The following is a 14,056-nucleotide window of genomic DNA, read 5'->3' as shown; positions in this document are numbered from 1 at the left end:
CGCCGCGACGCCGGCCGTGCTTCCGTTGGCCGGGGGGCGGGCTTTGGGCCGGCGGCCAGCTTCGCGGCTGCCGCCGCTCCTACAAATGCGCTGGTCTGCTTTTTCTGGTGGTGCATGGTGCTGGCCGCCCTGGTGGAGCGGAGCCCGCTGAGGCCCCTGCCGAGCATGGCTCGGCACTACGCTGCAGCGCGGCCGCTGGTTTTGTAGGAGCGGCGTCAGCCGCGAAGCAGATAGTCCGTCAGGTTGCGGGGGGGCTGGCAGTTTCAATGACGCCAGCTTCGCGGCTTACGCCGCTCCCACAAGCGCATGCAAACCCAGCTCAGGGAAGGATGTTGCCTTGGCGATCGATGCGGTAATGCTTGCCGCCTTCGATCGCGGTGTGGCCGCCTGCATCGGGTTTGCCGGGGGCGCAGCCTTGGCAGACTTCGGCAACTCCGTCCTTGAAGGGCCAGCCCCAGTCAAAGCGGGCCGCGAAGGCAGGCTGCAGTTGGCGGTCGTAGTAGCCGATCTGGCCATCGACCCAGGCCCGGGTCAGGCCTTCCTCGAAATAGTCCGGGCCGCTGTCATAGGTGATCACCGCCAGATGGCGGCCATCGCGACGCAGGTAGTAATGGTGTTTGCCGGCAATGACAGCGGCTAGCCCATCAGCATCGTACTCAAGCTGCGCCAGCGCCGTTTCGGAGACGATCAGCGTGCCATCGCTGGCCCGCTTGCAGCCCTCCAGAATCTTGAACGTATCGGTGTCCATCCGGTAGCAAGGTTGGTCGACCAGCGCGAAGGCTGGCGCCGTGACCAGTGACAGCAATGCTGCCACTGGCCATCCGGTAGCGTGCCGGATCCGGCTCATTGCGCCTTGCGTTCGAACTTGGCCGGCTGCGGCAGTTCCACCGGCACGCCGTGCGTGTCGCAGGTGCCCAGTGCACACAGGCGCGCGCGCAGGCGCGGGGTGGACTGCACGATCAGGTGGTAGATGGTGTTCTGCTCCATCGTGCCGCGTACCGCCTTGCTGCCCGGGCCGCGCGCCCAGATGCCGACGTCTTCGCCGCCGTGCGATTCGCTCTTGGACGGCACCAGCGCTTCCTGCATGTAGTCCGGGTGCTCGGTGTCGACGTGGGTCAGGTCGGGGCGACCGTTGGCGGCTTCGAAGGTGCTGGGCGAATGCGGGAAGCGCTTGGGCCCGGCCGGTTGCTGGTTGCTGGCGCCGGTGAAGCCCGGGCCATTGGCATAGCTGAGGGTGGTGTAGGGCATGCCCATGCCGTCGCGGGCCAGGTCCAGTGCGCCCATGCCGTCTTCGCCACCCTTGTCCTTGACCTTGCCGAGGATGGCATTGCCGCGCGCCGGGTAACCGACGAAATTCAAGGTGTGCGAGTGGTCGGCGGTGACGATGATCAGGGTGTCTTCGGCCGAGGTGGCATCAACCGCCGCCTTGACCGCATCGGACATGGCGATGGTGTCGCCCAGCGCCCGGGCGGCGTTGCCGCTGTGGTTGGCGTGGTCGATGCGCGCGCCCTCGACCATCAGCACGAAGCCTTCCTGATGCCTGGACAGGTTGGCGATGGCGGCACGGGTCAGTTCGGCCAGCGACGGTTCACCGGCGCGGTCCTTGGGGCGGTCCTGCTCGTACTGCATGTGGTCCGGCTCGAACAGGCCGAGCAGCGCCGGTGCGTTGGCGGCGGCCTTGAGCTGGTCGGCATTCCACACATAGGCACCCTGCGGGTGTTTGGCCTGCCATTCGGCGACCAGATTGCGGCCATCCAGGCGCAGGCCGACCTTGTCGGCGTATTCCGGGTCCTGCTCGTTGACGGTGGTGAACTCACCACGGCCGCCGCCCAGTGCGACCAGCGGGCCCTGTCCGTACCGTGCGGTTGAAATCAGCTGCTGGGCGATATCCACGCAACCAGCGGCCTTGGCCGCTTCCGGCAGGTCGGTGTCGTTTTCCCAGTTGCGCTCCGGCGAATGCGCGTAGGTGGCGGCCGGGGTGGCGTGGGTCAGGCGTGCGGTGGAGACGATGCCGGTGGCCATGCCGGCGCTGTCGGCCAGCTGCAGCCAGGTCAGCAGGCCCTTGGGCAGGCTGTCGGCGCAGTTGTTGCGGCTGCCAGCGCTGACGCCGATGGCGCCCATATGGCTCTTCACGCCGGTGGTGATGGCGGTCATGGTGCCGGCCGAATCGGGGGTCTGCGAGTCGGTGTTGTAGGTCTTGCTGAATGCGGTGGCCGGGAAGCGCTCCCAGGACAGCAGGTTCTCTTCACCCGGCTGGCCCTTGCGCTGGCCTTCCAGGATGCGTGCGGCCGCCACGGTGGTCAGGCTCATGCCGTCGCCCAGGAACAGGATCACGTTCTTGGCCTTGCCGGCCATGGCGCCATTGCCGGCGGCGCGGGCGGCGCCATCGCGGTACCACCACTGCGGTGTTTCCCCGTCCGGGCGGGTGATCTGGGGGACGTCAACGCTGACTGCGTTGGCCGCGCCGGACTGCGGGGCCGTGCTGGCGCAGGCGCCGAGCAGCAGGGTGGACAGGGCGGCGGACAGGAAACTGGCTTTGTGCATCGTGGTTGTTACCGCTGGATGAAGGCAGACCGCCATTATGGTCAAGCCTGGAAGGCATGCATATGACACGCAGCTTTTCTTTGTGGGCATCGTGCTGGCTCAGGCCTTGCGCTATCGTGACAACCTTCGATTTGCTTTCCGGATTGACGATATGAATGTGGTTTCTGCCTGGCTGCGGATCCCCTTCTGGCAGCGGGTGGTGGGTGGCTTTGTGCTGGGCGCGCTGGCGGGCTGGGCGCTGGGGCCGGCCGCCGAGACCTTTTTCGGCCCCCTGGGCGAGCTCTACGTCACCTTGATCAAAATGATCGCGGTGCCGCTGGTGTTCTTCGCGGTGATCAATGCGATCGGCTCGCTGCACGGGCAGAAATCGGTGGCGGCGCTGAGCGGCCGCACCTTCCTGTGGTTTGTCATCACCGCCGCGTTTGCGGTGGGCATCGGCCTGCTGGTCGGCACGGTGATGCAGCCGGGTACCGGCGGGCTGAAGCTGGCGGTGGACGCGACGTACACCCCGCGTGACGTGCCATCGATTGCCAAGGTGCTGATGGATGTGGTGCCGTCCAACGTGTTCTACGCGCTGGCTGGGATTGGCACCAAGACCAATGCCGCCGGTGAACAGGTATTGGCCGCTGGACGCGGTTCGATCCTGCCGGTGATCTTCTTTGCCGGCCTGCTCGGCTTTGCGATGGTCAAGCTGGGCGAGAAGGTCAACGAGGCACGCAAGCTGGTCGGCCAGATGAGCGAGATCATGATCCAGGTGACCCGCTTCGTGCTGGAGATGACACCGCTGGGTACCTTCGGCCTGATCGCCGGGCTGGTTGGCAGCTATGGCTTCGAGAAGCTGCTGCCACTGGGCAACTTCGTGCTGGCGCTGTACGTGGCCTGCGCGCTGCATATCGTGGTGGTTTACAGCGGCTTGTTGCTGGTGCACGGGCTCAACCCGTGGAAGTTCTTCCGCGGTGCGGCGCCGGGCATGCAGGTGGCGTTCGTGGCCTCGTCGAGCTTCGCCGCGATGCCGGTGGCGATGCGTTCGATCAGCGACAACCTGGGCGTGAACAAGGATTACGCCTCGTTCGCGGTGCCCTTGGGCGCCAGCATCAAGATGGACGGCTGCGGCGCGATCTATCCGGCGTTGTGTGCGGTGTTCATTGCGCAATACACCGGCGTGCCATTGACGCCCGAACAATACGTGATCGTGCTGATCGCCTCGGTGCTGGGCAGCTTTGGTACCGCTGGCGTGCCGGGTACGGCGGTGGTGATGGCGACGGTGGTATTGAGTGCGGCCAACCTGCCGTTGGAGGCGATTGGTTACCTGTACGCGATCGACCGCATCCTCGACATGATGCGCACCATGACCAATGTCACCGGGCAGATGGTGGTGCCGGTGATCGTGGCCAAAGAGACGGGGTTGCTCGATCAGCAGGTCTACGATGCTGCCGGAACTCCGGCGATGGGCGGCGGTGCCAACGGCCGTCATCTGGAGTGAGTGTCAGCACAGTCGTAATGCGGCATTCAAAGGATGTCTGCCAGCGCTGATCGCTCAAATAGATGGGCTATCCCGAATCCGATGCCAGGCAGCTGGCATCGGATTCTTCTTTTGTGGGAGCGGCGCAAGCCGCGACACACGTAGATCAGCAGATGGCAAAGCTCCCTGAGGCTTGAACAACACCAGCTTCGCGGCTTGCGCCGCTCCCACAAGGCCCGGGTATGCGTAAGCGCAGCCGGGCTGATTGTTTGGCTGATTGGCTGTAGGGCCGGCGTAAGCCCGGAAACACGCAGATCCGTAGATGGCAACGCTGCCGGTGATTCAGCAATGCCAGCCTCGCGGCTCATGCCGCTCCTGCAAGATCAAATGACCGCCCCGCAGCGTTGCGCTGTAGCAGGTGTAACAGCTGTCTGTAACAGCACTGATACACCTGCGTGAAAGCCACGTCTGGCTTGATTGTCGTGCGTTGGGCAGGGCTTCCGTACGCCGCCTTTGCCCTGCGCAGGGTTGTGACAGGGATACACCTGTAATGCTGCTTGCGGAATTCAAGTGTATGTTTTCAAAGGAAATTCAGGCTTGGCACGGTAGCTGCTCTCTCACTCGCGTTGGATACGAGTGGACGACGCAATGGACAGCTGCACCCTACATCGCTATGCCGCCCTGATCGGACTGTTGCTGATCAGCACCGTCGCCAGTGAGGCCGCCTTGGCCTCGGGCGCACGCCAGGGCGTAAAAGCCCAACCGGGCGAGATTGTGTTGCTGCGAGATGTATCGGCGCGTCCGGCCTATCGCCCGGCGCCACCGGGCATGGCCTTGATTGCTGACCCCTCACCGCGCAAGGAACTGGGCGCGGCCCTGGGTGCGGGCGGCATGAGTGAGCTCAGCGACGACGACTATGCGGCGATGGGCTCGGGTATGGCCGACGGCCTGGCAAGCGGGCACGGCCAGACCACGGTGGAGCGGGTAACCACCGGCGTGGTCGGTGGCACCTTGGGCCGGGTAACCGGCGATGGCGGAATGCTGTCCGGCAATCAGATGACGCGCGCCATCGGCGGCCCGATGGGTGCCGTGGGCGGCGCCACACGCGGTATCGGCGATCAGGTGCGGGGTGCATTGGCACAGTTCCCGCTGGGCCAGCCGGCCGGGCCGGGTGGCAAGTGAACGCAGGCCTCGTCCGTTTGTCCGTCACGGTGATGGCATTGCTGCTGGCGGCAGGTGCGTCGCAGGCGCAATCGCGCGGCGACAGCTATATCGGCATGTTGTCGTATCTCTCCGCAGACAGCCGCATTGACGGCAATGCGCTGGCCGGCGCCGATGGCTCCATCAAGGTCAACCAGGCAGCAGGTGAGCTCAACCTGCAGGCCAACCTGCACAGCATGGCCAATGGCGCGCAGGCTTCGTCGAGCGTGCGCAGCCTGCAACAGCGGCAAGCCAATCTCTACAACACACCGATGCAGGCCTCGGCGGTCATCGGCGGCAATGCGCTGGCAGGGGCCAGTGGCATCGCATCAATCAATCAGGCCAGCGGTGGCGGCAATGCGGAGCTGAACTCCGTCAACGCAACGCTGGCTTCACAGGGCATACGCGAGGCAAGTGATGAAGCAATGACTTCATCCGAAGTGCTCGCGTCGGCGGGGGGGCAGCCCATCGTCACCGACCCGCGCGCTACCCGACGGGTAGGCGTGGAGGAGTCCGCGCTGCGCGGATTTGACGGCGTACTGCAACTCAATCAGATCGCGGGATCAGGCAATGCAACGGAGAACAGATTCAGCATCTCCGTGCAAGGCACCCCGTGAGCACAGCTCCATCCACCCGATGCATCAGAAAACCTGAAGAGGGCACCATGAAAGCGAATAAATGGACAGTACTCGCCATGGCGGTTACCGCATTCACCATGAGTGCGGCAGCCAATGCGGCGGACGACCAGAACGCGAGCGCGAACATCAATCACCAGCACAACGTGAATGAGACGCGCACGAATACCAACACCAACACCAACACCAACGTAAATACCGATGTAAACACGGCGATCGATACCGACATCGATCTGAAGTTGGATGCTGCTGCCAGGCTGCGCTACAACGATACGCGCAACAACACTGACACCCGCACCAACACCGAAACCACCAGCAGTACCGATACCCGCAGCAACACCGAGACCAGCAACACCTGGTCCAACGATGTAACCGAGAACGTGCAGAAGACCTCGAACATTTCTGCCGACGAGCGCAAGGAAAAGAACAACCACGGCGTGGACGTGAACCTTGAAAAGGACATGCGTCTGAGCTCGGATGTGAACTTCTCCGGCGACCCGACCATCACCGGTGACATCGATCTGGATTCGGCTGCGATTGCCATCATTGACAACCGCCAGTCGATTTCCAACAACCATGCCGAGAACGGTCTGTTGACCAATGATGCCTCGATTGCCGATGACGTCGGCTCCGAAGCGTCGGGCAACCTGGGCTTCAACGTCGCCGCCGGTGACAACAACGCCCAGGACAATGCGGCTGCACTGTCGGCAGCCGATGCGTCCTTCAGCTTCGGCATGGCTGATGCGGAAGTGTTCGTGAACCAGAGTGGCATGAACAACACCACGATGAACTACGGTGTGACCAACACCGCAGGCGTCGGTGGCAATGCCTTCTCCGGTGCCACCGGCAACATCGGTGTGAACGTTACCTCGGGCAACAACAACGAGCAGAAGAACGCTCTGGCCGCATCGGTGGCAACCAGCGCCTATGCCACCTCGAGCATCAGTTCAAACCAGGTGTCCTCGGGCAACGAGGTTGAGAACGATGGCTATTACGACTATGTCGTGAACAGCTACGCCATCAACATGAGCGGCAAGGTTGCCGGCACCACCAAGGGCACCGGCACCGGCACCTATACCGGCACCGGCAACTCCTACCAGAAGACCAACTTCTATCCGGACAACTGGGAGGGTGACAGGCATCCGGCCGGTGACCAGACCGGTCACTCGGATTGGGACTTCGAGACCCAGGGCGCCGTCGCCAACCCGAACAAGCCGGGCGTGGGTGGCATGGCATGGGATACCGACGAGAAGGGCACTTCGAGCTTCTCCGAGATGGGTACTGCCGATCTGACGGCCAGCCTGAGCGGCAGCGTGATCGACATCGATTGGATCGCGGTTGATGCGACCAATACTGCCAGCCTGTCGGGCAGTGCGTTCTCCGGCGCGTCGGGCAACATCGGCGTGAACGTGTCCTCCGGCACCGGCAACCTGCAGGCCAACAGCCTCGCGCTGGCGGTTGCACAGCCCTCCACCGGTGGTGGCACTCCGCCGGGCAACCCGGGTGGTGAATAACCGGACGCGTCATCCATCTGGATGACGCACCGGCTTCGCGCAACAAGCCCGGTCATCCGCCAATGGCCGGGTTCCGGGGGCCCCACTCCTCTCCCCCAGGAGGGGGGCTCCCACCTACCTACACGCTGGAGGCGCCGTGCTTATGTTCCGTTGCTTGCTGCTGATCTGTGCATTGTCGTTGTCCCCGGGCCTGCTGCACGCAGGCGAGGTGGCGTTCAACGGCGTGCTGCCCAATGGGGCCTTGTACAGCGGCAAGATCGAGAGCATGAAAGAACGGCGGTTCCGCAACCTGGTGCGGCAGCAGACCGATTACAGCTGCGGTGCCGCTGCGTTGGCCACGATTCTCAAGCATGCCTACCACTTGAATACCGATGAGGCGACGGTGATCGAGGGAATGATGGGTGTGGCCGATCCGGAGTTGGTGAAACAACGCGGATTCTCATTGCTGGATATCAAGCGTTACGTGGAATCGCTGGGCATGCGCGGGCGCGGTTACCGGATCGATGAAGACCGGTTGGCGAATCTGCGGGTCCCCGGCCTGGTGTTGATGGATGTGCGCGGCTTCCGCCACTTCGTCGTGCTCAAGCAGGTGCGCGACGGCATGGCCGAGATAGCCGATCCCATTCTGGGCAACCGCGTGGTGCCGATGGCCGAGTTCCTGCAGTCCTGGCCATCGCGCGCGGTATTCGTGGTGATAGGCAGCGACTTCGACCGCAATACGGTGCTGCTGCAACCCAGTGAAAAGCCGAGCGCTCGCGCGCTGTATGCACGTCAAGGGCGCGGCCCCATTACCGATGCGGAGCTGGTCGATTTTGGTTTTACCCATGCCGACCTGTTCTGAAGGAGTGTTGTGATGAACATGACCAAGTTCGCCCTGCTGGCTTTGGCGCTGAGTGCCGCGCTGCCAGTGCATGGCGCGGAAAACCCGGGCAAGCCTGGCAAGGGCCTGCATGAAATACCCGACCCGGAATTGAACCTGATGCGTGGCCGTTACACCGTAGGTGGCAATGCGGTTGCCTGGTTCGGGGTGACCATGGTGTCGACCTGGCAGACCAGCACCGGCCAGAACCTGCAGGGCACCATGACGCTGGGCATGGATTTCACCAAAGGCAACGCGCCCAAGGTGAGTTTCACCCCCAGCGTAAACATCACCGCCGCCAATGCGCCGCTGCCGGATGTGGCAGGGCGCAGCATTGACGGCAGCGGCTTGAACAATGTGAGCGGCGTGAGCCAGAGCGTGCAGGTCGCCGGTGACAGCAACCGCGCCAGCAACGTGATGCATTTGAACGTGCGCAATGACGGTGTTGTTCCCACTGGCAGCGGCACGCTTGCCGGCGATGTCAGCGCGCAGTCCGGCAACGCCAGCGCGGTGGCCAGCTTCGACGGCAATGCCGCGCGGCTGCAATTGAACATCGAAGGCCAGGGCGCGGTGCAGCAATGGCTGCGCAGCGGCAGCGTTGGCCAGAGCATCCAGCTGACCAGCGATGGGCAGGTGGTGAGCAACCGGTTGCAGATTGATCTGGTGCGGCAGTCGCTGGGGGGCAACCTGCCGCTTGCACAGAACGTGGCACAGGCCATCACGCTCAATCGGGGGATTGGCGGGGTGGGCGGGCAGTGAGCCCCGTGCCTGGCACGGGATTTTGCAGTTACAACGTAGAGGACGGCACCAATGAAACGACTGGCGATGGCGGCGCTGGTGAGTCTGACTGTGGCTTCACCCAAGGTGTTGGCACAGGAGGCGACAACCGGCAGTAGCGACGAAGCGGATGTACGGGCACTGGTGGCACAGCTGGAGTCCTTGAAAGCCAGCTATGCACAGGAGGTGCGCCGGCTGCGCGAGCTGGACATGCAGGTGCAGGCGATCCAGGCGAGGGTCAGCGGCAAGACCGCGCAGATGCCTGCAGCACAGCCACCCACGGCCAACGTGGCGACTGCGCCTGCGGCCCCGGCGACGACCACGGCGGCCAACGCAGCGCCTACAGGTGAGGGCTATGCGAGCAGTGCGGCCGAGGCACAGGAAGCCAAGGAAGCCGCGCGACGTAGCGTTGATGACGTCAAGCAACAGCAGTCCGCCTTGTTCAACCAGCGGCTGACGCTGGAAAACAGCATCACCTATGCACGCTACGACCGCAAACAACTCACCCTCAATGGTTTCCTGGCGCTGGATGCGATTTTTCTGGGCAACATCGCCATCGAGAACGTCGAGTCCGATTCACTCACCTACAACTTTGCCGCACGTTGGGGCCTCAATCCGCGGCTGACACTGAACCTGGATGTGCCGTATATCGCCCGCAAGACCATCTACCAGAAGGGCGGTGCAGGTGGCTCGGCGGCGGCGATCGCGCAGGAGGAAACCCACGGCACCGGCATAGGCGATGTAACCGTCAGCGCCAACTACAAGCTGTTCGGCGAACGCGGTTGGCGCCCGGAAACGGTATTGACCGGTGCAGTGACCGCACCGACCGGGCGTGAGCCCTATGGTCTGGACTGGAAGGTGATTGAACGCGACGACGATGACTTCATCCGTTTCGCGGTGCCGGCCAAACAGCCCACGGGCAATGGTTTGTGGCAGGCCAATATTGGTCTGTCGGCGGTCAAGAGCGCCGACCCTGCGATCCTGTTCGGCAACATCGGTTATGTACGTTCGTTCAAGCGCAGCTTCGACGACATCGATGCCAACCCGGACACGGTGAATCCGGGCGAAGTGGTTCTGGGTGATTCGTATTACTTCGGCGCGGGCATTGCGTTTGCCTTCAACGAACGCACCAGCCTGAGCATTTCCTACAGTGACCGAATGAGCGCACGCGCGTCCACCCGCTACAAGGACGGCAAATGGATGAAGATCATCGGCAGCGATGGCAACGCCGGCACGCTCAATCTTGGTGTGACCTATGCGCTGACCTCCAAGGCCACCTTCGTCAGCATGCTGGGCATTGGCTTGACCCCGGATGCACCGGATTTCAGCCTGGCCTTCAAGGTGCCTTACATGCTGTGAGCCTGTCTGGCCGGGTGGGTGAACGCTGCAGCGCTGCGTTGTGCACTCAACGCAGCGCTTCCAGTTCCAGTTGGTGTTTGCGGCACATGCGGTAGATGGTGACCCGCGACACCTTCATCAGGCGCGCGCAGGCGCTGATGTTGTACTGGCTTTGTTGCAGGCAGGACAGCAGGGTTTCGCGTTCGGCGCGACTGCGCGCCTTGTTCAGTTGGGCGCCATCGGGGGGTGAGTTGAGTTCCAGATCGGTACTGCTGATCAGCTCACCTTCGGCGGTAATGGCGGCACGCTGCACCCGGTTGAGCAGTTCGCGCACATTGCCCGGCCAGGGAAAGCGGTCCATCGCCTGGCGGGCTTCATGCGTATAGCCGCGCGCGCGGGTGGGGTGGCGCAGGCGGAAGTTGCGCAGGAATTGCCGCGACAGCAGTTCAATGTCGCCATCGCGCTTGCGCAGTGGCGGCATCGCCAGGCGCAGTACGTTGAGCCGGTAGTAGAGGTCGCGGCGGAACCGACCTTCTTCCACCGCACGTTCCAGATCCACGTGGGTGGCGGCGAGGATGCGTACGTCTACCGCAACCGGCTGGTTGCTGCCGATGCGCTCGATGGTGCCTTCCTGCAGCACCCGCAACAGGCTGGTCTGCGCATCCAGCGGCAGGTCGCCGATTTCATCAAGGAATACGCTGCCGTTGTGCGCGGTTTCGAACAGGCCCAGGCGGCGGCTGCTGGCGCCGGTAAATGCGCCACGCTCGTGGCCGAACAGCTCTGACTGGATCAAGGTGGAAGGAATGGCGCCGCAGTTGATTGCCTGGAAAGGTTTGCCACCGCGTGCCGACAACCGGTGCAGGGCATGCGCGGCAACTTCCTTGCCGGTGCCGGTTTCCCCGGTGATCAGCACCGGCAGATCCACCGGTGCGTACTTCCGCAGCGTCGCGCGCATGACCAGCATCACCTCGCTCTCGCCGAGCAAGGTGTCCAGTACATCGTCGCTGGCCGCGCGCGGCACTTCATTGCTCAGCCCCTGCAGGCCGCGCAGCAGTTCCTTCAGATCCGGTGGATGCGGGAATTGTTGGCGGCACGCTGCCAGCAGAGGGTGTTGCGGTGTGGCGTGGCTGCCGTCGTTGGCCGGGGTAATGGCAAACAAGGGCATATGCTGATGCTCGGCGGTCAGCTTGCCGATGCGCTCCAGCTCGCTGTCCGAGCTGGTGCGGAAATCGATCAGGCCAACCACCGTGTCACCGCCGCGCATGCCAATGTCGGCGGGTTGTTGGGGGAGTACCGTCCGCACCTGCCAGCCGTCCGCAGCCAGCATTACTTTCTCTCTTGCCCCCGGATTTCCAAACCAGATCACACAACGCGTACTTGACATTTGTGTCGCCGCCATGCCTGGTCGTATCTCCATTGGCGGCCACGATATACCCCTGATTCACGCATGCGCAATCGTATTCGTCAGTTAATTTGGAGCTGGCCTGGGAGTGCTCGCATTAACCTTTGTGCAGAAGAAGTTATTGTCTGCCGTCAAATTGCAGGCAATAAAAAAGCCGCGGCCTTAAGGCCGCGACTCAGCAGTAGTTGCCGGCAGGGCGCTTACAGCGCCACGCGACGTGCCTGCATGAACTTGTCACCCCAATAACCGGTCATCAAGGTGTCGGTACGGACGTCCTTGCCGGTGCTCGGGGCGTGCAGGAAGCGGCCTTCGCCGACATAGATGCCGACGTGGTCGACGCGGCCCTTGCGGCCGAAGAACACCAGGTCGCCAGCGGCAAGCGCGGCGCGGTCGTTGATCAGTTCGGCATTGGCCTGGCTGGCCATTTCGCGCGATACGCGCGGCAGCTCGACGCCCAGGGCGGTACGGAATACGTAGCCAACCAGGCCGCTGCAATCAAAACCGGCGTCCGGCGAGGTGCCGCCCCAACGGTACGGGGTGCCCAGCAGGGTCATGGCGCGGCGCAGGATCGATTGCACCTTGCCGTCCGAATCGTTGGCCAGCGCAGCCTCGGTGGCGGCGGAGATGCCCTTGGAGGCGTCGTAGGCGGAAATCAGCCGGCTGAGGTCGCCGGCAAACATTGCCGAACGGTCCATCAGAGGAATGGTATCGCTGGCGGCAAGATGCGGCAGCAGCGCGGCGAGTGTGGCGGTAGCAGCGCTGTCGGCCTTGCTGCGCGGGGCTTCGGTCTTGGCCGCGGCAGGCTTGGCTGCCGGGGCGGTTTCGGCGCTCTGAGCGAAGGCGGGCAGGCTGGCCAGAGCCAGTGCCGCGGCACAGATCAGGCGGCGGATGGTGAGCGGAACAATCTTTGGCTGGCTCGGATGGGACGTGTTGTCAGTCGTCACGCGGCAGTCACTGGAAAAAGTCGATGGGCGATCATGCCCTGTGAAACGTGTGGATAGGTACAATTTTCGTTAATAAATCGTTATTTTTCGCAAGGAATGTCTCGTTTTACCGTAATACCCGCTTCGCACCGGTGTAATGATCGCGCCAATAGGCCCCGTCAAGGTGGTCCAGGCGGACGGTGCCGCCGGTGCTGGGGGCGTGCACGAAACGGCCTTCGCCGACGTAGATGCCGACGTGCCAGACGTTGCCTTTATTGCCGAAAAACACCAGATCGCCTGCGGTCAGGCGGTCCGGGGCGATCTTCGGCCCCTGGATTGCCGCCAGCTCGCGGGACGTGCGCGGTAGGTTCAGGGCCAGCATGTCCCGGTAGACGTAGGTCACCAGCCCGCTGCAATCGAAACCCGACTCCGGCGTATTGCCGCCATAGCGGTAGGGCGTGCCGACCAGGCCCAGTGCGCGCATCAGCACCGAGGCCGCTGCGGCGGGGTCGGCAGGCGCGACAGGGGAGTAATTGCGGGCCGGCGCAGGGGTGGCGGCCCGCTTGGGCGGGGCATGGCCACAGGCGGCAAGCGCGGCGGCGGCCAGGAGCGTGAGCGGCAGGCGCCACGAGCGGAAGCGGAAAACTGGCGTGATGTGCATGGAGCCCGGATAATGCGCCACCTAAGAAGGCCGTCATCATGGCGGCGTCCCCGGCGGCCGACAAGCCGTCCCAACGTCTGCCAGCGGGCAGCCATTTATCAGAGTTGCGCATGAAGATCGAAAAAGACCGCGTCGTCCGTTTCCATTACACCGTCTCCGAAGCTGGCCAGGAGCCGATCGAAAGCTCCAAGGACCGTGATCCCTTGGCCATCCTGATTGGCCACGGCAACATCATCCCGGGCCTGGAAGCGGCGATGATGGACAAGGAAGCTGGCGAGAGCTTCGGCGTGGACGTGAAGTCGACCGATGCCTATGGCGAGCGTCGCGAAGGCATGACCCAGCGCGTGCCGAAGAAGCATTTCGGCAAGACCCCGTTGATCCCCGGCACCCAGGTGATCCTGCAGACCAACTTCGGCCCGCGTGCGGTCACCGTGGAGAAGGTCGGCATGACCGTGGTCGACGTTGACCTGAACCACCCGATGGCTGGCAAGGACCTGCATTTCGACGTGGAAATCATCGAAGTGCGCGAAGCCAGCGAAGAAGAAGTGCAGCACGGCCACGTGCACGGCGACGGCGGTCACCAGCACTAAGCGTTTGCCGCAAGGCATTGCCAAAGAACGGCCCGCCAACGCGGGCCGTTCTGCATTGCAGGGCAGAGCAAGCTTCTGTAGTGCCGACCCATGCTCGGCAAAGGCTCTACCGGTAACGCTCCTGCCGAGCATGGCTCGGCACTACAGATGC

The 14,056-nt window shown here is 63.5% G+C and carries 13 protein-coding genes; 8 read left to right on the top strand and 5 right to left on the bottom strand.

Annotation, left to right across the window (positions count from 1 at the left end):
- Window positions 1–319: 319 nt before the first annotated feature.
- The gene (locus tag ACVOKO_RS18870; protein ID WP_346500826.1) at window positions 320–814 is read right to left on the bottom strand and encodes a WG repeat-containing protein; all 495 of its coding nucleotides are present in this window, start codon (window positions 812–814) and stop codon (window positions 320–322) included.
- 29 nt (window positions 815–843) lie between these two features.
- Window positions 844–2,544: an alkaline phosphatase gene (locus ACVOKO_RS18865; protein WP_346500824.1), complete on the bottom strand. Its 1,701-nt coding sequence runs from the start codon at window positions 2,542–2,544 to the stop codon at window positions 844–846.
- 151 nt (window positions 2,545–2,695) lie between these two features.
- Between ACVOKO_RS18865 and ACVOKO_RS18860 the strand changes: the two genes are divergently transcribed.
- The 7 genes from ACVOKO_RS18860 to ACVOKO_RS18830 all read left to right on the top strand — a co-directional run bounded on the left by ACVOKO_RS18860 (window position 2,696) and on the right by ACVOKO_RS18830 (window position 10,350).
- Window positions 2,696–4,027 (top strand): dicarboxylate/amino acid:cation symporter, encoded by a 1,332-nt coding sequence (locus ACVOKO_RS18860; RefSeq protein WP_346500822.1) that lies wholly within the window; start codon window positions 2,696–2,698, stop codon window positions 4,025–4,027.
- Between the two features lie 627 nt (window positions 4,028–4,654).
- A complete protein-coding gene (locus tag ACVOKO_RS18855) occupies window positions 4,655–5,188 on the top strand; it encodes a hypothetical protein (RefSeq protein WP_346500819.1) in 534 nt (177 codons plus the stop codon).
- Between the two features lie 32 nt (window positions 5,189–5,220).
- Window positions 5,221–5,823: a hypothetical protein gene (locus ACVOKO_RS18850; RefSeq protein ID WP_346500832.1), complete on the top strand. Its 603-nt coding sequence runs from the start codon at window positions 5,221–5,223 to the stop codon at window positions 5,821–5,823.
- Window positions 5,824–5,870: 47 nt separating this feature from the next.
- A complete protein-coding gene (locus ACVOKO_RS18845; RefSeq protein WP_346500817.1) occupies window positions 5,871–7,355 on the top strand; it encodes an adhesin in 1,485 nt (494 codons plus the stop codon).
- A 142-nt stretch (window positions 7,356–7,497) separates the two neighbouring features.
- A complete protein-coding gene (locus ACVOKO_RS18840) occupies window positions 7,498–8,196 on the top strand; it encodes a C39 family peptidase (RefSeq protein WP_346500815.1) in 699 nt (232 codons plus the stop codon).
- Window positions 8,197–8,208: 12 nt separating this feature from the next.
- A complete protein-coding gene (locus tag ACVOKO_RS18835) occupies window positions 8,209–8,973 on the top strand; it encodes a hypothetical protein (RefSeq protein WP_430980822.1) in 765 nt (254 codons plus the stop codon).
- Window positions 8,974–9,024: 51 nt separating this feature from the next.
- The gene (locus tag ACVOKO_RS18830; RefSeq protein WP_346500813.1) at window positions 9,025–10,350 is read left to right on the top strand and encodes a transporter family protein; all 1,326 of its coding nucleotides are present in this window, start codon (window positions 9,025–9,027) and stop codon (window positions 10,348–10,350) included.
- Window positions 10,351–10,396: 46 nt separating this feature from the next.
- On the opposite strand, the gene ACVOKO_RS18825 is transcribed toward ACVOKO_RS18830, so the two are convergent.
- The 3 genes from ACVOKO_RS18825 to ACVOKO_RS18815 all read right to left on the bottom strand — a co-directional run bounded on the left by ACVOKO_RS18825 (window position 10,397) and on the right by ACVOKO_RS18815 (window position 13,315).
- A complete protein-coding gene (locus ACVOKO_RS18825; RefSeq protein WP_346500811.1) occupies window positions 10,397–11,728 on the bottom strand; it encodes a sigma-54 interaction domain-containing protein in 1,332 nt (443 codons plus the stop codon).
- 203 nt (window positions 11,729–11,931) lie between these two features.
- Complete coding sequence (locus ACVOKO_RS18820) at window positions 11,932–12,675, bottom strand: C40 family peptidase (protein ID WP_430980821.1); 744 nt, start codon at window positions 12,673–12,675, stop codon at window positions 11,932–11,934.
- A gap of 106 nt (window positions 12,676–12,781) precedes the next feature.
- Window positions 12,782–13,315 (bottom strand): C40 family peptidase, encoded by a 534-nt coding sequence (locus tag ACVOKO_RS18815; RefSeq protein ID WP_346500809.1) that lies wholly within the window; start codon window positions 13,313–13,315, stop codon window positions 12,782–12,784.
- A gap of 110 nt (window positions 13,316–13,425) precedes the next feature.
- Between ACVOKO_RS18815 and ACVOKO_RS18810 the strand changes: the two genes are divergently transcribed.
- A complete protein-coding gene (locus ACVOKO_RS18810; RefSeq protein ID WP_057627075.1) occupies window positions 13,426–13,905 on the top strand; it encodes an FKBP-type peptidyl-prolyl cis-trans isomerase in 480 nt (159 codons plus the stop codon).
- The last annotated feature ends 151 nt before the right edge of the window (window positions 13,906–14,056 follow it).

The sequence above is a fragment of the Stenotrophomonas sp. STEN240 genome (assembly GCF_056756175.1).
The sequence above is the reverse complement of the archived record's forward strand: the minus strand, read 5'-3'. Positions and strand labels throughout refer to the sequence as shown.